General features: G+C 69.0%; 12 protein-coding genes. 5 read left to right on the forward strand and 7 right to left on the reverse strand.

Annotation, left to right across the window (positions count from 1 at the left end; translation table 11 throughout):
- The first annotated feature begins 42 nt into the window (after window positions 1-42).
- Window positions 43-840 carry a phosphatase PAP2 family protein gene (locus tag V9K99_RS10005; RefSeq protein ID WP_337003403.1) on the forward strand — a complete coding sequence of 266 codons (798 nt, stop codon included), beginning with the start codon at window positions 43-45 and terminating at the stop codon, window positions 838-840.
- Window positions 841-879: 39 nt separating this feature from the next.
- Complete coding sequence (locus V9K99_RS10010; protein ID WP_337003405.1) at window positions 880-2,904, forward strand: HelD family protein; 2,025 nt, start codon at window positions 880-882, stop codon at window positions 2,902-2,904.
- Here V9K99_RS10010 and V9K99_RS10015 read toward each other — a convergent pair.
- The 6 genes from V9K99_RS10015 to V9K99_RS10040 form a co-directional block, all read right to left on the reverse strand.
- Window positions 2,881-4,299 carry a hypothetical protein gene (locus V9K99_RS10015; protein ID WP_337003406.1) on the reverse strand — a complete coding sequence of 473 codons (1,419 nt, stop codon included), beginning with the start codon at window positions 4,297-4,299 and terminating at the stop codon, window positions 2,881-2,883. The two genes, V9K99_RS10010 and V9K99_RS10015, sit on opposite strands and share 24 nt — an antisense overlap.
- Entirely contained in the window at window positions 4,296-5,300 is a 1,005-nt protein-coding gene (locus V9K99_RS10020) for a hypothetical protein (RefSeq protein ID WP_337003408.1), read from the reverse strand. The genes V9K99_RS10015 and V9K99_RS10020 overlap by 4 nt, the downstream gene beginning before the upstream one ends.
- A gap of 197 nt (window positions 5,301-5,497) precedes the next feature.
- Window positions 5,498-8,329 (reverse strand): alpha-L-fucosidase, encoded by a 2,832-nt coding sequence (locus V9K99_RS10025; RefSeq protein ID WP_337003410.1) that lies wholly within the window; start codon window positions 8,327-8,329, stop codon window positions 5,498-5,500.
- 10 nt (window positions 8,330-8,339) lie between these two features.
- Window positions 8,340-10,988 (reverse strand): family 20 glycosylhydrolase, encoded by a 2,649-nt coding sequence (locus tag V9K99_RS10030; protein WP_337003412.1) that lies wholly within the window; start codon window positions 10,986-10,988, stop codon window positions 8,340-8,342.
- The gene (locus V9K99_RS10035; RefSeq protein ID WP_337003414.1) at window positions 10,985-11,899 is read right to left on the reverse strand and encodes a MurR/RpiR family transcriptional regulator; all 915 of its coding nucleotides are present in this window, start codon (window positions 11,897-11,899) and stop codon (window positions 10,985-10,987) included. The genes V9K99_RS10030 and V9K99_RS10035 overlap by 4 nt, the downstream gene beginning before the upstream one ends.
- A 62-nt stretch (window positions 11,900-11,961) precedes the next feature.
- Window positions 11,962-13,146 carry an MFS transporter gene (locus V9K99_RS10040; RefSeq protein WP_337003416.1) on the reverse strand — a complete coding sequence of 395 codons (1,185 nt, stop codon included), beginning with the start codon at window positions 13,144-13,146 and terminating at the stop codon, window positions 11,962-11,964.
- 168 nt (window positions 13,147-13,314) lie between these two features.
- On the opposite strand from V9K99_RS10040, the gene V9K99_RS10045 reads away from it, so the two are divergent.
- Window positions 13,315-13,626 (forward strand): ArsR/SmtB family transcription factor, encoded by a 312-nt coding sequence (locus tag V9K99_RS10045; protein WP_337003417.1) that lies wholly within the window; start codon window positions 13,315-13,317, stop codon window positions 13,624-13,626.
- Window positions 13,627-13,719: 93 nt separating this feature from the next.
- Entirely contained in the window at window positions 13,720-15,981 is a 2,262-nt protein-coding gene (locus tag V9K99_RS10050; protein ID WP_337003418.1) for an outer membrane protein assembly factor BamB family protein, read from the forward strand.
- Here the strand turns inward: V9K99_RS10050 and V9K99_RS10055 are convergent.
- Entirely contained in the window at window positions 15,965-16,849 is an 885-nt protein-coding gene (locus V9K99_RS10055) for a Gfo/Idh/MocA family protein (protein WP_337003419.1), read from the reverse strand. The two genes, V9K99_RS10050 and V9K99_RS10055, sit on opposite strands and share 17 nt — an antisense overlap.
- Window positions 16,850-17,048: 199 nt before the next feature.
- Between V9K99_RS10055 and V9K99_RS10060 the strand changes: the two genes are divergently transcribed.
- Window positions 17,049-19,430, forward strand: coding sequence for a hypothetical protein (locus tag V9K99_RS10060; protein ID WP_337003421.1), 2,382 nt, complete (start codon window positions 17,049-17,051; stop codon window positions 19,428-19,430).
- Window positions 19,431-19,443: the final 13 nt, after the last annotated feature.

Genomic DNA, 19,443 nt, shown 5'->3' on the forward strand with positions numbered 1-19,443 from the left:
CCTGGGCGAATCCTGAGGGAACGCCAGGTACCGTCGAAAAGCATGGGGCTACAGGCGCTGGAGCGGGTGGGGATCGGCGGGGACGGCGAAGGGCGGGACGCGAAGTCCGGCCCGATCGTCTGGCGGGTGGTACGGGAAGCGGTCCTGTTGGCCACCCTGTTTCTTGTCTACACCGCGGGCCGGCAGATCGCCGCGAAGCACACCGGCTCCGCGTTCGACCACGCCCGCGAGATCCTCGCCCTGCAGAACTGGCTGCACCTGCCGAACGAGGCCTCGATCCAGCACGCGGCACTGAAGATTCCTCAGCTGGTCGAAGGAGCAAACCTCTACTACGCCAGTGTCCACGCACCGCTGACCGCCGCGGTCCTGCTCTGGCTGAGCATCTGGCGGCCGAGGGCCTACACCCACGTCCGCTGGACGATCGTGTCGGTCACCGGGCTGGCGCTGATCGGGCACATCGCGTTCCCGCTCGCCCCGCCGCGGATGATGCCGGGCTTCGTCGACACCGGCCTGCAGTTCGGCCAGTCGGTGTACGGCGTAGAGCGCTCCGGCGGGGTGGCGAACCAATTCGCCGCGATGCCCAGCCTGCATGTCGGCTGGGCCGCCCTGATCGCGCTCTCGATGATCCTGATCACCCGGTCGAAGTGGCGCTGGCTGTGGCTGGCCCACCCGATCATCACGTTCGCGGTGGTCGTCGTGACGGCGAACCACTACTGGCTGGACGGGATCGTGGCCCTGCTCCTGCTCGCGATCAGCCTGCCCCTGCTGCTCCGCCCCGGCCTGCACGAGGACCGGCTGCGCACGCGTAATTCGGTTTCGCTCCGCCAAGTGCTCAAGTAACGTGGCTGGGCTTCCCCCACCCTTTGCCGGAGGTTCGCTGTGCCCGCTGATACGTCCGACATCCTCCAGGCCGAGAAGGACTACCTGAAGACGTCGCGCGCCGCGCTCGCGGTGATGCGGGAGAAGACCGGCGCGCTGGAGATCCACAGCGCGGACCGGGTCAACCAGGAGTTCCTGAAGGCCGCGATCTGGCGGCGGATGAAGGAACTCGAGGACGACCCCGACGTGCCGCTGTTCTTCGGCCGGCTGGACTACCTCGAGCCGACGGACGAGACGTTCCACATCGGCCGCCGGCACGTGAACGACGCGCTCGGCGAGCCGCTGGTGGTGGACTGGCGGGCAGATATCTCGGTGCCGTTCTACCGGGCCAGCCGGACCGAGCCGATGGGTGTGGGGGTACGGCGAAGGTTCGGCTTCACGCACGGCGAGATGACCGCCTTCGAGGACGAGGACCTGACCTCAGCGGCCGCGCCCGACGAGCACAGCGACATCCTGGACGCGGAGATCGAGCGTCCACGTTCTGGCCCGATGCGTGACATCGTCGCGACCATCCAGCCCGAGCAGGACGTGATCGTCCGGGCCGGTGTCGACGACACCATCTGCGTCCAGGGAGCACCCGGGACCGGGAAGACCGCGGTCGGTCTGCACAGGGCGGCGTACCTGCTCTATGCCTATCGGGACCAGCTCAGCCGGGCCGGGGTGCTCGTGGTCGGGCCGAACGCCAGCTTCCTCCGGTACATCGGTGACGTGCTCCCCGCGCTGGGTGAGATCGAGGCGAAGCAGACGACCGTCGAGGAGCTGGTCGCCCGGGTGCGCGTCGCCGGGCCGGGGGCTGCGGCGGTCGACGTACTGAAGGGTGATGCCCGGATGGCGGAGGTGCTGCACCGGGCCGTGTGGTCGCAGGTGCAGTTGCCGAAGGAGGCGCTGGTGGTGCCGCGCGGATCGCATCGCTGGCGGGTTCCGGCGTACCAGGCAGAGGAGCTGGTCAACGAGCTGCGGACCCGTGGCGTCCGGTACGGCGCGGGTCGGTCGATGTTGCCGCAGCGGCTGGCGCACGCCGTACTGCTGCGGATGGAGGCGGCCGGTGACTCCCCGGATGACCGGGTGCAGGACGCAGTGGCGCGGAGTCGTCCGGTGAAGCAGTACGCCGAGGCGCTCTGGCCGGCGGTGGAGCCGGCGAAGCTGGTGTTCCGGCTGTTCACCGATCCGGAGCTGCTGGCCGAGCACGCCGACGGGATCCTGACTGACGAGGAGCAGGCCCTGCTGCTCTGGGACAAGGCACCCCGGTCGGCCGGTGCCGCGAAGTGGTCCGTGGCTGATGCCACTCTGATCGATGAGGTCGCCGATCTGGTCGACCGTACGCCGTCACTCGGGCACGTGGTCCTGGACGAGGCCCAGGACCTGTCAGCGATGCAGTTGCGCGCAGTGGGGCGTCGGTGCTCGACCGGCTCGATGACAGTCCTCGGTGACATCGCACAGGGCACCACACCGTGGGCGACACCGTCCTGGGACGAGGCACTCAAGCACTTGGGTAAGACCGGCGCCCACACCGAGGAGCTGACCGCAGGCTTCCGAGTGCCCGGCCAGGTGATCGAGTACGCCGCCCGCCTCCTACCGTCGATCGCACCGCACCTCACGCCTCCCACTGCGGTACGACGAGCGCGCGGTGAGCTCACCATCACCCGCGTACCGGACAGCCTCGCCGCGGCCGTGACCACGGTCGAGGAGGTGTCATCGCGCCTCGGCTCCATCGGACTGATCGTCCCTGACGCACTCGTGACGGCGACCCGGAAGGCCTTGCAGGACAAGGGGATCGTGTTCTCGGTCCTCGGCGACGAGGACGACGTCGACGCGCATCTGGACGTCGTACCGGCCTCACTGGCCAAGGGTCTCGAGTTCGACCACGTGGTCCTGGTCGAGCCGGCCGACATCGTCGCGGGTGAGGCCGACGAGCGCACCGGCCTCCGCCGCCTCTACGTCTGCCTCACCCGTGCGGTCACCTCACTGGCAGTCCTGCACAGTCAGGACCTGCCGCTGGTGCTAGAAACCGCGGGAGCCGCCTGAACGCCGTGACGAGCGGCGGGACGAGCCTCCACCGCTGGAGCGGGTGCGCGACGACCAGGAGCGTCTGCTGGAGCTGCTGCCACTCGACCAGCCGTCGTCGTCCGAGCTGTCGTAGCCACTCGAGGACGACGACCAGCTACTGACCGAGGTGCCCACGTCGGAGCTCCAGCGCCTGAACCGGGCACCCGGCCGACGCGACTGCCAGCGAGTCCGCATGTTGTCCGCGGCACGGCGGGCGTCGTCGTCCGGGAACCACCAGCGGCGGCCGTCACCCTGCGACCAGTAGCCGTCGATGTACGCGGCCATGTCCTCGCCGAGCGTCCAGTACGGCCGCGGGCTGTCCCACCGCTTCACCATCCTGATCTCCGGCTGCTGCCCGGCCAGGTCCCGCTCCTTACACGCCGCACAGACGTCGACCTCGCGGGTGCTTCCCCGCTCCGGTTGCCACTCGACTCTCGCCGTACTAGGCCCGTGGCGGGGGTCGAAGAAGCACGGCGCGGTCGGCTCCGGCATCGGCTGCCCGGCCCGTACCGCGTCCAGGCACAGCAGGCCGTACCGCGCTGAGCCGAGCAGCGTGGTCACTGCCTCGATGTCCTCGTCGCCCCTGGCCTCGTCCAGCCGGCGCCGAGCCTTCTCGACCGCGTCGAGGATGTCCTTGGACAGCTTGGACTGCTGCGGGTCGGACGTCGTCGGCAATGCGGAGACCTGCTGCGACAACGCGATGACCTCCTCGTTCAGCAGCGGCCGGGTGAGGTCGAGGTGCTCCTGCTCGTCCTTCCGACGCGTCCGCCGGGCGCCCAGCGCGGTGACGCCGTACCAGAGCCCGACCAGACCGGCCACACCACCGGCGTACGGCGCTGCGTCAACGTAGAACGGCTTGTTCACCTCCTGCGCGCGCTGGATGAACCTGGCCAGCATGTCCTCGTAGTCCGGCGCACAGCAGTCCACCGCCTGGTCCACCGCGTCTTCCACGTGGTACGTCGGCCCGTGGTCAGCCCGCTGGACGGCATGGAACCCACGGCCCTTGGACTCCGACGTCGCGTCGACCAGTACGGCGTACACGCCCTCGACACCGACCCGGTCGTACAGCTGGTCGGCGATCTCCTCGCCCTCCCAGGCGGGGGACGAGTAGTACTTGGACTCGGCGTTGCTGATCTTCGCGACCGGGATCACCGCGATCCGCATCGGCGCCCCGGCCGACTTGGCAGCGCGATCCAGCTTTGCGGCCTCCGACGCGGTCAGCTCGTCCACCTCCGGGTCCACCCAGACACCGGGGTCACCGAGGTGTGCGGCCACGGTGTTCATGTAGGCGTCCGGGTCGTCGGCCGCATGGGCGGGCGCGGCCGGCAGGACGCTGGCCGCGACCAGTGCGAGCGCTCCGAGCAGTCGTTTCATCGTGTCCCTCCCGAGAGCCGGTCCTGACAGGCTGCGCAGACCGGGACCTCACGGGACCGTCCGCCGGGTGGCCGGTACATCCAGTCCGTCACAGAGGTCCCGTGCGCGGGGTTGAAGAAGCAGAGCGCCCGCCACTGTGGTGCGGGCTTGCCCGCGATCCGCGCCTGTGCGCTGGCCAGCCGCCAGCGGCCGTACCCGACCGTCGCCCGCACGCCACGCAACTGCTCGTCGTCGGGCTCACCGTCGACTACCCGACCCGCGTCGGCGTACGCATCCATCGCCGCTTGCACGTCCGCCTTCGTATCCACGCCGTCCAGACGCACGTCCGCGGTATCCAGTTCCTCACCGAACCGCGTGACATCCTCCCGGGCCAGCGCCCGCCGCTCCTCCAGCGTGTCCGCCTCGTCCGGCAGTACGTCGTACGACGGCCGGTAGAGCGCCGGCCCGCCGTCAGGCCGGGACCTCCACCAGCGCAGCCCCAGGCCGCCGCCTATCAGCAGGACCAGGACGATGAGCATCAGCCAGAGCCAGACGGGCAGACCACTCGACGCCTCTGGTACGTCGAGCTGGTCCAGCACCCCGTTGAGCGTGCCGACCGCGTCGGACCGGCTGTGCTTGGCCAGCTCGTCAGTCAGGATGTCCTTGATCGGAGCGTCGACCCCTACCGCGCTCCCCCACGTGACCGCACCGCCGAACACGACCAGGTAGATCCCGTCCGCCGCCTGCTTGTCGACGGCGGAGTCCACGTACGCCCGGGCGGAGTCCTGCCGGTCCCGCCGCCCGTCGTTGAGTGCTTCGGCCGGAACCACCGCGATCCGGATCGCCGGCTCGTGGTCCTCCACTCGATCGGCCAGCTCCTTGGCGGCCTCGTCCGGGACGAGTGAGCGCTGCGTCGGATCGACGTACACCGGTGACGTCTTCCAGCCCTCGATGACCGGCGTGGGGTCGTTGGGACCGGTCACCGTGGACGTGACGAGCAGCAGCGCGGCCAGAAGACGCATGGCCGCTAGGGTACGTTTCTCAATTCCCTGCAGTAGCGAGCAGGTGCTCGGCGGAGTGCAGCGCAAGGCGGAGGGCGAGGCTCGGAGTGGGTTTCTCCGTGCCTCGTCCTCCAACGCCGCGATGTGCCTGCCGAGTGCCGCGCAGCACGCAGGGAATTGAGAGACGTGCCCTAGGCCTGCCCTAAGCACGGTCCTAGTCAGAAAACAGACACTGTTGCCAGTCTCACCTTCGACCTGGACTGGGTGATCCGTACGCGGAGCTCGGCGGTGGTCGCCGGGCTCTCCAGGGTCAGGATGCGTCGCTGCCCGATCGCTCCGAAGGTGGCCACCTGCTGCCAGCCGTCGTCCGTCCGCACCTCGACCACACCGCTCTCGATCTGCTGGCCGTACCGGATGTCCTCACCGAGTGACACCCTGCTCACCGTTGCCGCCTTCGGCAGGGTGAGGGTCAGCGTGCCGGTGCCTGGGTTCCGCCAGGACGTGTCCGGGTTTCCGTCGATCGCGGCCCGCGGGCTCACGCCGTCACCGGTCGCCTCGGCCTCCAGGGCCAGGTCGCGAGGCATGTCCGCGGCCAGTCGGGCCCGCCACTCGGCCAGTCGGGTCACGTCACGATCGTCGAACCGGCCCTGGCGGTCGGGTGGGATGTTGAGCAGCAGTACCGAGTTCCGGCCGACTGACTTGTAGTAGATGTCGGTCAGCTGATCCACCGACCGCGGTTCCTGCTCCGGGTGGTGGAACCAGCCTTCACGGATCGACACATCCGACTCAGCCGGCCACCAGGCCAGCTCGGTCGCACCCGCGTCCCGCCCGGCCAGCAACGCCTTCCGGCTGCCCTGGTCGGCGGCGGCGTACCCGAGTGCGTAGTCCGGTGAGCCGTTCGGCTTCGTGATGGTCGGTACGACGCTGAACTCGTCCGGCCGGGCCAGACCGGATTCGTTGCCGACCCAGCGCACATCCGGACCGCTGACCGCGATCGTGGCCTGCGGCGCGAGTGCACGGATCAGCGTGTACCAGCTGGGGAAGTCGTACGTCTCCACCTTGTCCGGTGGGATCCGGCCCTGCGCACCGTCGAACCACACCTCGTCCACCGGCCCGTACTCGGTCAGCAGCTCGTACAGCTGGTTGAGCATGTAGGCGCCGTAGTCCGACGCGGTGAGCGTGTACTGCGGAAGGTCACGTCCCTCGCGGTCGTCGCCCGGCACCAGGGTCGGGATGGTCCGTGGTGTGTGCGCACTGCCGTTGGCGTAGACGCCGTCGAGGTACTGGTTCTCGTCCGCGGGTGACAGGTAGAGCCCGACCTTCAGGCCGTACTTGCGCATCGAGGTGACGAACGCCCGCACCACGTCACCCTTGCCCTCCTCCCACGAGCTGGAGGCCACGCTGTGCTTGCTGTAGCGGGACGGGTAAAGCAGGAAGCCGTCATGGTGCTTCACCGTCAGGATGGCCAGCTTGAAGCCGGAGTCTCGCAGGGTCCGGGCCCACTGGTCGGTGTCCAGACCAGTCGGCTGGAAAAGGTTCGGGTCCTCGTCGCCATGACCCCACTCCAGCCCGGTGAAGGTGTTCACGCCGAAGTGCAGAAACGCTGTCTGCTCCATCCGCTGCCATGCGACCTGCCGAGCGTCCGGCCGGATCGCCGACGCCTTGGCCACTAGGGAGGTGACACACTCCCCCTCGGCCACCGGCTGCGTGCGCCCGGGCTCCAGCTTGCCGACAACACACGGCAACGCGGTGAGGCCCTTGGCCTCCGCGGGCGGCTTGCCAAGGAACGTACTGACACCGATGCCGTACGCCGTCCCACGCGCCCCGCCCAGCCACCGCACCTGTCCGTTGGACCTTGCGTCGGGGACAGTACGTCGTACGGCGGTCGCACTGGTGAGCGCGGTGACGGTGTCGCCGTTCTCGATCGCCAGACCGAGGTAGTAGTACCGCACGCCCTCCTTGACCGCGGGAGCCGGCAGCTCAACCGGAATGGTCTGGCCGCCTGCCTTGAGCTCGACGTCGTGAGTGCCGACGACGAGCTGGGCAACACCGAGCAGGTCGATCAACTGGACGCCTGGGCGAAGCACATCCGGGGACACGATGGTCTCCGCCAAGACTCCGCTATCGGCCGGCAGCCCGGAGGCATCCCAGCTGACCCCCGCGGCGCCGGAGAGCCGTAGCCGACCGGGCTCCGGGACAGTGCCGCCGCTGATCGATGGCACCGGATCGGCCCGCTCGCCGAGCGCGGGCTGGTAGTTGCCGTCAGCACCGATCGCGCCTTCGAACCCGACACTGACCTTCGCGGTCGAGACCACCGGCCGGGCCAACTTCAGATCAGCCGGATTGAAGGCGCCGCTGAAGGTCGCCAACCGCACCTGCCGGATCGAGCCCGTCAGCCCACGCTGCAACGCCGACGGATGCACCTCGTTGCCGAACCCGAGGTCCGCACCGGCGTCCGGATGCCAGGTCGCCGCGCCCTCCGTGCTGACCGCGGCCGGCAACTGCTGCCCGTCCAGGAAGGCGTGCAGCGTCGCGCCGCCACCGCCGACCTCATAGGCAAGCGCAAGCACGTGCTGCTCACCCGCCGACGGCACTGGGACGCTCTGAACGACGTCCCGCCACTCACCGCCGCTCTCGACGCTGAAGCCGTACTGCAAGTTGCTGCCGTTGTAGCGACCGAAGATCGCGCCGCCGACCGCAGTGATCGTGGCGAGGTTTCCTTGGGTCGCGTCCGGTGTGTACGCCGTCTCGATCAGGAACGACCGCTGGACGTCGCCACCGCTCAGCGCCGTACTCGGTTGGAACCGGACGCCATCGACGCCACCGCCGAGGACGACACCACGGGCCGGGTCGAGCGACTCGGCACCCGACCGGCGCGTGACCGTGCCACCCATCACCTCACCGGTCGCGGCCGTGTAGGTGTTGCCACTCGAGAACGAACCACCGAACGAGACGTTGAGTACGTCGGGATCGGCTGCGTGGGCGGCCTGGACACTGGTCAACGCACTCGCCGCCAGAGCAGCGGCGAGCAGGACGGCTGTGGCTCGCATGACGTCGTCCTCACTTGGCGTCGACAGTGATCTCGGCGGCGGTGCCGAACGGGTTCCCGCTCGCTTCGGACAGTTGGACCAGCCGCAGGTAGCGCGCGGTCGTCGCGGCGATCGGCACCCACTTCGCGTCCGGGCTGTTCCCGAACGTGCCCTTGGCCACCGGCTCACCCCAGTTCGTGCCGTCGGTGCTCAGGTAGATCTCGTAGTCCGCGATCCGCCCGTTCGTCGCGTTCAGCCGGGTCTGGTACGTCACCGCGCAGACCGACTTCGTCGCACCCAGATCGAGCTGGATCTCGTGCGGCGGCGGGGGCTGACTGGCGGACCACTCGGTGTGCCAGAACGTCGCCGGGTTCCCGTCGATCGCGTTCACCGCCCGACCGTCCTCCCCGGCCGTCTCTTCGCTGTCGACGTACGTGACCGCCACCGGACTACTTGCCGCCGGCACACAACTCAGTCGTACGCCGGCCGTCGACGCAAACTCGTGCGTCGTAGTTTCTTGCGTGTACGACGTGACCGCGCCGAGAGCGACCGTGGACGCGGCGGCATCCGCGGGTGGGGTCGCGGTGAAGGAGAACTCCTTCGTGGCAGCCGGGGCAAGGGTGGCGACGGATTGATTGCTGGGGGCAATGGTCCAGCCGGCCGGGGCGGATGGCGTGACGGTGATACCAGTCGCGGTCGTCTTGGTCGTGTTGGTGATGGTGACCGTCAGGGTGGCCGCAGTACCTGGGGTGACCGTCTGACGGTCGACGGCGGCTGTGGACCGGACCACGGGCGTGAGGGTGAGCGGGGCCGGGCTGTGGCCGTCCGGGATCTGCTGGACCAGGCCATTGCCGTCGAAGGTGGCCACCATTCGAGTGATCGCGTTGACCAACGTGATGCGGTCGCCGGACTTCGCCAGTTGCCAGCGTTGCAGGCGGTTGGTCGTGTCGCAGGTTTGCGCGGTGATCGCCGTACCCGGCTCGAGCGGTGTGTTGAGATAGCGGGTTCCGAGGCGGGACTCGGCGCAGCTGCCGGAGGCCAGGTTGGTCAGGGTGTAGTAGCCGTCGGTGGTCGGCGTGACGTCCCAGGCGGACTCGGTCGCACTCAAAGTGAGCTGCGCGCCTTCGGTGTTGTCTTTGGGGCCGAGGAACTTACCGCCGGTAGCTAGCGAGTAGGTGCCTGCGGCAACCGGCGTACGGTTGACGTTGTCGAAGCCGGGCGCACGGCCGACCGCGTCCGCGCGAGCGGTGAAGGTGGCGTAGTCCGGGTCGGGCTGCGGCGAGCCCCAGGTCGCCTGCGCGATGAAGCGCAACGGCATCCGGACCTCGACCTCGATCTCGTTCTCGGTGTTGCCGGAGCCGTTGTCCGGCCACAGCGTGATCTTGGCGCCGGCGATGCCGTTGCGATCGGCAACCGTCTCGCCGTCGAACTTCAGCGGCGTCCACCCCGACGTGTAGAGCTGCTGGGCGTTCATCTTGAACCCGCCGCGCACGTTGTAGAGCGCGTACGCCGCGTTCATCACCTTCCGGCCCTCGGCGAGCAGCGCACTCGGCTTCACCCCGCTGCCGAGCCAGTGCTCGACGATGATGTCGCGATCCAGCGGAACCGTGGCAGCGGTGGTGATGCCGTCGTTCCAGATCCGCAGCGTCTTGCCCTTCGACTTCACGTGCGCATTGATCCGGTTGATGAAGTCGACGAACGCATCCTGCGGTACGGCGTTCGGCCCGAACTTCTCCCGGGCGTACGCGAGCAGTTGCGGATAGCGGGCGTAGTCGGAGCCGAGCATGTACTCGTCGGCTCCCATGTGCCAGTACGGCGTACGGAACACACTCAGGTTCTCGTCGATGATGTCGGTCAGGAACTCGAACGCCTCGGGCTTGGTGATGTCGAGCCGGCTGACCTGCTTCTGGCCGGCGCTGTCGGTCAGCTGCAGGTCCGGCCGGTTGCGGATCCACGGCTCGATGTGACCGGGCGAGTTCACCTCCGGCACGATCGTCACGTGGTAGCGGTCCGCTAGTCGTTGCAGAGCGACGATCTGGGGCTTGGTGTAGTAACCCCACTCGACCGACTCGGGATGCGTGTCGCTCTTGACCTTGAGCTCGACCCACAACTGATTGAGCTTCAGGTACGCCGCGTCCTTCACCAACCGCTCGAACCACGCCGTCGATACGTTGATCAAGCACGCGCACACCCCGACACCACGCTCGGCATACGCCGGTACGTCGACCACTCGGCCGGCGGGGATCGTCGTACCTTTGAGCAACTGGAGCACCGTGCGCGTGCCGTAGAACGCGCCCGCGTCGGTCTTTGCCGTGATCGCCATGGTCTTGCCGACGGTCAGTTCATAACCCTCAGCCCCGAGATCCGCACGGGCCGGGTCGAGCCGCATCACCACATCCCCTGCACGTCCAGACGCCGTACTGCGGATAACGGGCAGCTGGCGTCCGGTCGACTCCCTCGCGTCAGTCGCGAAGGTGGCCGCGTCATCGTGCACTGCCGGCTGGTTGGGATCGACCAGGATGCGGCTCTCGCGGGTGAGCTGGAAGGTGCCGGCGGCGGACTGCCAACCGGTCAGAGCCGGGATCGTCTTGGGCGTGGCGGCTTGGGCTGCGGCCGGTGTGCTCACCAGTCCCGCTGCTATCAATGCGGTGAGCAACACAGGAATGAGGCGGGGCTTCATCGTCGGTCTCCTCGGTGGCGGCGAGTGCGGACGGAGTGTTTGGTTCGGATGTCTTCGGTGAGGTCGATCGCGGCACCGGCACGGTCCGAGGTCAGCTGGGCGACCCGGATGTAGAGGCAGTCGGTGACGACCAGTTGGGAGTGCCGCGCGGCCAGACCGCCGCTGCGGAACGAGGTCTCGAGGACCGCGGTGGTCAGCACTTCGTCGACCACACCGGCCAGTGGCGACCGCGGATCGCTGGTGATGCCGATCGTGGTCGCGCCGCGATCGCCGGCGAGCTCGACGGGTTCGAGGACTTCGGCCGTCGTACCGGAGTGGGAGATCGCGACCACGGCGTCCGCGTCGGTGAGCAACGCGGCGGAGGTGGCCGCGCCGTGGATCTCGGGCCAGGCCCGGACCTGCGCGCCGATCCGGAACAACCGCATCTCGAGTTCGGCGGCGATGGTCGAGCTGCCGCCCACGCCGTACACGTCGATCCGGCCGGCGGAGGCGAGTGCGTGCGCGGCTCGGTCGAGGGCCTTGAGGTCGAGCTGGTCGACGGTCTGGGTGATGGCTCGGATGTCGGCGTTGGCCACCACGGTCGCGACGCGGCTGAGCGTGTCGTCGTCGGTGATGACCGGGCCGAGGTCGGTGCTCCAGCCGGGGACAGTCGCGCGGCCGAGCTGGGTCGCCACCGCGATCCGGAGCTGCTGGTAGCTCGCCAGCCCGATCGCCTGCGCGAACCGGGTGACACTCGCCTGCGACACCCCGGCCCGCTCCGCCAGCGCCGCGGTGGACAGCTCGGCCACGATCTCCGGCTCCGCGAGCACGGTGTCGGCGACCAGCCGCAGCGCACCGGTCAGCCGCGGCAGCGTCGCGCGGACCCGGTCCGCGATATCCGTCGGCGGCTGCGGCGGGGCGGGCTTCGGCACGTGAATCATCCATTCACCGATCGGGAGGATCGGTGAAACACTGCGTCAGAGCCGCGACAGTGTCAAGGGCTAACTGCGAGGACTTCCGCTTCCTCGTCCAGGTGTTCGACCCGCTGCAGGGCCGGGTCGCGGCGCAGGGTGACGAGCAGGCCGAGCACGGCTACGTCGAGTACTGCGGCAACCAGAGGCAGATAGGTGATTCCAGCGAGCTGAATGACCAGACCGCCGACCACTGCGGACAGTCCGGCGCCCAGGTAGATCGCGGACGCGTTCAGCGAGATCAGCAGGCCACCACCGAGCTCCAGCAGCAGGTTCTGGATCGGCGGATTGAAGGCCCACGTGAACATGCCCCAGAGGAACAGTGCGACACCAGCACCGACCACCGTCGTCGCGGACACGTCGAGAGTCGACACCATCACGATGCTGCCGAGCAGGACGCCGTACAGGGTCCGCAGACTGCCGAAGCGGTCAGTCGCCCGGCCGCCGAGCAGGTTGCCGACAACGGCACCCAGTCCGTAGACGAGCAGCAGGATCCCCACAGCGCTGCCGCCGAGGTGCACGGTCTCCTTGAGCAGCGGCACGATGTAGATGTAGACGCTGAAGGCGGCGAGGACTCCGAGTACGGACATCGCCAGCACGGTCTGCACCCGGCGGTCGGTCACACCCGCGAACCGCTCCCGCAGACTGACCGCAGGTGGCGCATCCACCTTCGGCAACGCGGCGCGCTCGGCAATGGCAACCAGTACGGCGACAACGGTGATGAGGGCGAAGACGCCCTTGTAGCCGAGTGTGGGGCCTAGCAGGGTGCCGGCCGGTACGCCGAGCACCAGGGCAAAGGTGAGACCGCCGAACACGATCGCGACGGCTCTACCGCGCTCTTCCGCTGGCAGCAGAGCTGTGGCGAACAGAGTGGCCGCAGGTGTGTACATCGCGGCTCCCAAAGCCGCCACGACCCGACCGGCGATCAGCACGGGGTAGTTGGTTGCGACGGCGGCGATGAGGTTGCCCAGCGCGGCCAGGACGAGTGCCGCGATCAGGAGGGTACGGCGCTCCCACCGGCCGGTCAGCGTGGACAGGATCGGCGCACCGATGGCGTACGAGAGGGAGAACGCGGTGGCGAGCTGGCCGGCGGCCGTCAGCGAGACGTGGAGCTCGGAGCTGACGTCGGGCAGTACGCCGGACACGACGTACGCGCTGGTGCCGACCGCGAACGCGCCGGCGCCGAGCAGGTAGATCCGTGCGGACATCGGGGACCTTCCGGGTGAGATTGGTAAGTTCGATGAAGATCGTACTACGAAGTTCATCGAACTTCGACCGGCATCGTATGATGGACCCATGAACGAGCGAAGCGAGTTCATCGTCAAGCACAGCCCAGCTCGTGCCTCATCGGCGCCCGGAGCGAAGCGAGGACGACGATGAGTAAGAAGGCTTTGCCGCAGCCGGCGCGGGACGAGATCCGTGTCGAGGCGGTTCTGCAGGCCCTCGGTGAGCCGGTCCGGCTGCAGATCATCCGGGCCCTGGCGGACGCGCCCCAGGGCATCGCGTGCGGCGAGATCGAACTCCCCGTCACCGCCTCCACCCGGGCCCATCACCTCCGCATCCTGCGCGAGGCCGGCGTCCTCACCACCCACACCGAAGGCACCCGCCGGATCAGCTCACTCCGCCGCGAAGACCTCGAAACCCTCTACCCCGGCCTCCTCACCGGCATCCTCACGGCCCGCCAGTAGGCCGGCCGCTGAGGTGGGCTTGGGCGGCAACCGCAAGGTCTCGGTGGGGAGATCGAGCGTTTGCTGTGGGGGTGCGGCTGGCAAACTGTTGCGGTGGTGGAGCTGCGGGTGAGGTGGGACGGGCTGGTGCCCGGCTCGGCGCGGCTTGCGGACGAACTGGTCGCCCGGTACGTCGACCGCAACCGGCGCGCATACCGCGACTACTACCTCGACATCGTCCTCACCGCGCTCGACTCTCTCATCCAGCTCTCCACCGACCCCACCTCCGTGCGCCTGGCCGCGTGGTTCCACCGGGCCGTGCACGAGCCCGGCGGCACTCCGGCCGAAGACGCCGAGGCCTCCGCCCGGCTGGCCGAGGAGCTCCTCCCGCAGTACGGCGTACCGCCCATCCGCATCGCCGAGGTCGCCCGTCTGATCCGCCTCACCGGCGACCTGGCCGCACCACCACCCGATGCCTACGCACCACCCCGGCGCGACGCGAACGGCGACGTACTCCTCGACGCCGTCAACGCCATCCTCGCCGCCGACCCCAGCCGGTACGCCATCCACACATCCGAGGTACGCCGTGACGCCACCGACCGGAAGTCAGCACTAGAGCACCGGTATGACGAGGTCCGCGAACTGCTCGACGGCCACCTCTACCGGACCCAGCTGGCCCGGCAACGCCTCAGCCCAGTCGCACGCGTCAACCTCGAGACAGAGCTCGCCGGACTGGACAGTGAGCTGCCAGCACCCTGGCGTGGTTGGCAACAGGCCGCACTCACCGCCACAGCCACCTTCAGCGCGATCGCGGCCGCAGTCGTCGCCATCGCCGCGTCCGGCGCCTCCTGGGAGGTCCCGGCTGCCGAAGACGAGGTCGGCTGGCCTCCCGTCATCTTGGCCGTGGTTGCGTTCCTCAGCGCCGTCGTACTGTTCCGCTGCGCCCGCAGCGCCAGCCAGCGCTCACGACTCATCGCAGGCACCGTAGTAGCGGTTGCAGTGACCGGACTGCTCGTGGCGTGGGCTCGAGTGCCCAGAATCAACCCAGCCTTGGGCGTAGGCCTCAGAGTGCCTCTGCTCATCTCAGCCCTGCTCCTACTCCTCCTGGCCGGCACAGCAGCGCTGGTCGCCTCACTCCTCCGCATCAGGGCTGCCCGCTTCCTCCCGTCCAGGAACCTCGGCCAGCAACTCGCCTGGCTGGCAGTGCCGGCAGTGGTGGCACTCGTCCTCCTGCTGATCGTCCAGCCGCTGGCACGCAACTACGTACTCAGTTCCAATGAGCGGGTCGAAGACGCCCGTCGCCCAGCCGGGAAGGCCTCAGCCTCCACCCTGGACGGCAACGTCGCGTGGGTCAGCAAGTCAGTGCGGGGGTCGGGCGCCGAGGAGGCGATCGGCACCCGATACGGCATCGCCATCCCACGACAGTCCGGCGCGATCGAGGTGCTCGACGCGGCGACCGGCGTACTGCGGTGGCGCTACAGCCGGTCCGACTCGGACGAGAAACCAGACATCGTGGCAACCGGCGATGGCGACTACGTGCTCGCAGAGTTCGCCGACATCGGCTTTCTGCTGCTCGACGCCAACACCGGCGAGCGCAAGGCGGCCTGGCCGGGCCGTACTCGCGACCACCTCATCCAGCAGGCCGAACCGCTGCTGACCGGCGAACGCGTCGCCCGCGGCTCCGACAAGCTCCGCGGTGTCGACCCGGACGGCCACGACCGGTGGACGTTCGAGCCGGGCCGCTGCACGAGTATCGGTGCTGTCGGGACCACCGACACCGTGGTCACCTTCCTCAGCCGGAGCTGCGGTGACGAGCGCGACGAGATGGTCGGCCTCGACCTGAAGTCCGGCAAGAAGCTGTGGACCAAGGAGTCGAGCGACAACTACCGCCGGCCGGTCGTCGTGGCCGGTCTGGTCGTCGTGGCCGAGCCCGGCGGGGACAGCGACGTACCTGCTGCTCTCACCGCGATCGACCCGCGGACCGGCGAGACGAAGTGGCGGTGGCCGGTGCCGGGCGGTTGGGCGTGCCGGACCCTGCTCAACGCGGCCGGCAGATACCTGATCGTGGTGGACTGCCCGGCCGCGAGGAAACTCGAGAACGGCACGACCCTGGTCACCGCGATCGACGCCACCACCGGTCAGACGGCCTGGCAGACGAGCGCACCGGTCAGCCCGCGGATGAAGGTCACCATCACCGCCGACGGCCGGGTGGTCTCACTCAGCCGCAGCTCGGACGCCTGCTGGGCCAACGTGATCAGTCAGACCGGCTTCCGCCAGGTCCGTCTCCCCACCGGCATCTCCTGCAGCCGCGACGCCCGAGCCATCGGCAACCTGGTCCTGGTCTCAGGCCCCGACACCATCATCGCCCTGCGTTGAGCTGCTCCTCGGCGGAAGCGAGTAGTTCGACTACGCGGGTGCCGAAGGCTACGTCGACCGGGTGTGACTCGCCGGACTCGGCTGCGGCGACCAGCTCCTCGACGGCCAGCTGGAACGAGTCCACATAGGGGGTTTCGCTCTCCGGCAGGATCGCCGTACCGGACTCGCCCCAGACGCCGGTCTCGAAGTTGCTGCCCTCGGGTGGGGCGAACAGCGAGAGGCTCGCCGTACTGGTCGCGCCCGACTCGTGCCGTACGACGAGGTGCACCAGGTCACCTTCGCCGCCGACGGCCGTCAGCTCGGTGATCGGGCCGAGCATCGCGGTCAGGTTGGACAGCGCGTGCGGTCCGACGTCCCAGAGCGCGCCGCGCTGCTCCCGCCGCCAGGGCGAGTTCGTGAACGGGTTGCCCGGGGCATCGAGTGCGGCGAGCATCCGGGACCAGCCGCCCTTCCACCCACCCCTCGACTGCACCTCGGCGAAGAACTTCCGCATCGGCGGCTCGAACCGGTGGGTGAAGAAGACCACCGACGCGATCCCCTCGTTCGCGACCTCGTCGGCCAGCGCCCGGGCGTCGTCGAGCGAGTCGGCGACCGGCTTGTCGAGCAGGAGATGCTTGCCGATGGCGGCGGCCTCGAGCGCCATCGACGCCTGCACCTTCGGCGGTACCGCGAACGCGACCGCGTCGACCGATTCCAGTAACTCCGCGTAGTCGCCGTACGGCGAGACCTCCAGGGCGGCCGCGATCGCGGCGGTTTTCCCGGCGTCCCGGCCCCAGACACCGACCAGTTCCGCGTCCGCGGCGGCGCGCAGACCGGGGCCGTGCGTCAGGTTCGCCCACGGTCCCGTGCCGACCAAGCCGAATCGCATCGAACCTCCAGATCCTTGTCACCTCGTCCCACAAGGCCAGATCAGTGTGATCTGGACCGCAATTGCATCGGTGGGATTCGATGCCGGACGCACCCATCGCGCCGGTCAGGTGACGAGCCGATATCGCTTTGGCCACGAGACTATCCGGGAGCCCCGGATCGGTCGGTCCAGGCTCCCACCGGGTGCGAGACTCCCAGCCATGGACCTGCGCGACCAGTGGAATCGCCTGCTGCCGCACGCGCAGCCGTTGGGCGATGATCTGCTGGCTCGTTACGCAGAGCAACATCGCCACTATCACGATCAGCGGCACCTGACCGAGGTGCTGGAGACCATCGACGCGTTGGCCGACTCCGCCGGCGACGCCGACACGGTCCGGCTGGCCGCCTGGTTCCACGACGCGATCTACGACCCGCAGGCCGACCCCGGCGAGAACGAGGAGGTCTCGGCCCAGCTGGCCGAGCTCGAACTGGCCGCGTACGGCGTCGACGCCGAGCGGGTCGAGGAGATCGGCCGGCTGGTCCGGCTGACCGCGAAACACGACTGCGACCCCGACGACGCGAACGGCGCGGTCCTGTGCGACGCCGACCTGCGCATCCTCAGCCTGTCCCCCGAGCGGTACGACGAGTACGCCGAGGGGATCCGGCAGGAATACGCGCACATCAGCGACCGCGACTTCGCCCGCGGCCGGATCTCGTTCCTGCGGGGCCTGGCCGACACCAGGTTGTACGCCACCGCGAGCGGCCACGACGACTGGGAACAGGCGGCCCGGGACAACATCTCCCGGGAGATCGAGTCGCTGGGCCCTAAGGCGGCCCGGCCGATCGGCGGGCTGGTCCCGGTCGTGTACTTCGGTGCCGCCCTCGGTGCGGTCGTGGCTGCCTCGGTCCTGCTCGGACGTGGTCTCGGTGCGGCCCCGAAGTGGCCCGCCGACCCGGACCAGATCAGCGGCTTCCCGGTCTGGGCACCCATCGCGGGTACGGCGTTGTCCGCCGGACTGGCGTGTGCGTGGTTTCGCCGTGCGCAGCCGCGACTGGTGACCGTACCCGCTCTGGGCTTCGCTGTGGTCGGACTGATCGCGGTCGGCCTGTGCTGGTGGCGCTGGCCGGCGGCACAACCCGGTGCGGCGATGTCCGAGCGGTGGCCGTACCTCCTGCTCGCGTCTGTGGCCCTGGTGCTCGCCGGCGCGCTGCTGGCCCTGGCACGACGGCTGCGACTCGCACCGGCGTACGCGCAAGCTCCACCCCGTCTGCTGAGTCTCGGGCTGACCGTGGTGTGCGGATCACTGCTTGCCTGGATCGTGGTGTCCGCCGGCGAGCCGTTCGTCCAGGCCCGTCTGGAGACTGCCAACACGGTCAGCACCACCACAACCACCAAGCCCGAACAACAGCCGGTCCAACTCGACGGAGCCCTCGCCTGGAGTCGCGAGGTGCCCGCCTCCGGCGCCATCGCCGGTACGGCGGGTGGAGTCGCCGAACTGCGGCCGGACGGCGTCGTCATGTCCGACGCGAACACCGGTCAGATCCGGTGGCGGTACTCCCGGGCCGACGTCGAGGACGCGGCCGACAGCGGTTCCAGGGGCCTCTTGGTCTCCAGTGACGGCCGCACTCTTGCAGCCCACCTGCCATACGCCGGAACCCGTGCACCGAGTGGCATCGACCTTCCGACGTACGCCGTACTGGACGCAATGAGCGGGAAGGTTCTCACCGAGGTCCACACGGACGGCACGGCTCTCGCGGTCGACGCGAACCAACTGCTGGTGGCAGAGGACAACTACGTCGTCGCGCACGGCGTGAGCAGTCCGACGCATTGGCGGACCCAACTGCGCTGCAACGTGACGCAGGGCGAGCTCATGGGTGACCAGGCTGTCGTCGTCGACGCGTGTGGTGGCAACGGCGCCTTCGTACGCGGCCTGGACATGAAGAACGGCGACCAGCGGTGGGAGGTCGACCTGAGCAACCGGTTCGACCTCAGTGCCGAACTGGACCCGGCCACGTGGGTCGGTGACCTGGTCGCCGTACCTGACACTCGTGAGGTCGCCGGCCTCATCTGGACCGGTGCAGCCGGTGGCACGCTCTACCAGTGGGCTGTCGACGTCGGCGAGGGCCGCGTCAGCTGGACGACGCCGGTGCCGGGCACACCACGCCCACGACTCGGGTCGTCGTCGTGTGACGCGCAACTCGCCGCCACGCACGCCTCACTGGTGATGGTCACGTGCCGGAACGCCACTGATCCCGGTCAGCCGCAGACGTACGACGTCTCAGCGGTCAGCCCGGCGGACGGGACACCGCAGTGGCACCACCTGTTGCAGGTGCCGCCGAAGCTGCAGCAGCCTGAGTACCCGCGGGACGGGTTCGGCCTACTGCCCGACGGTCGTGTGGTCACCCTGATGCCCCAGACCAACGGCAGTTGCTCGCCGGTGATGATCGGCACCACCGGCATCCAGCCCCGGCCCATCCTGGCCGGCCCGACCGCCGAATCGGTCGCCCAGTCCGAAGAGGTCACCTGCAACAAGCCGGCCGTCACCGTCGCCGGCGCCCGCCCCGTCTTCTCCGACGGCACGCGCCTCTTCGCCCTCAACTGACCCCGGTCCCTCC

It is taken from the genome of Kribbella sp. CCNWLW201 (assembly GCF_037203805.1).
GTDB lineage: Bacteria > Actinomycetota > Actinomycetes > Propionibacteriales > Kribbellaceae > Kribbella.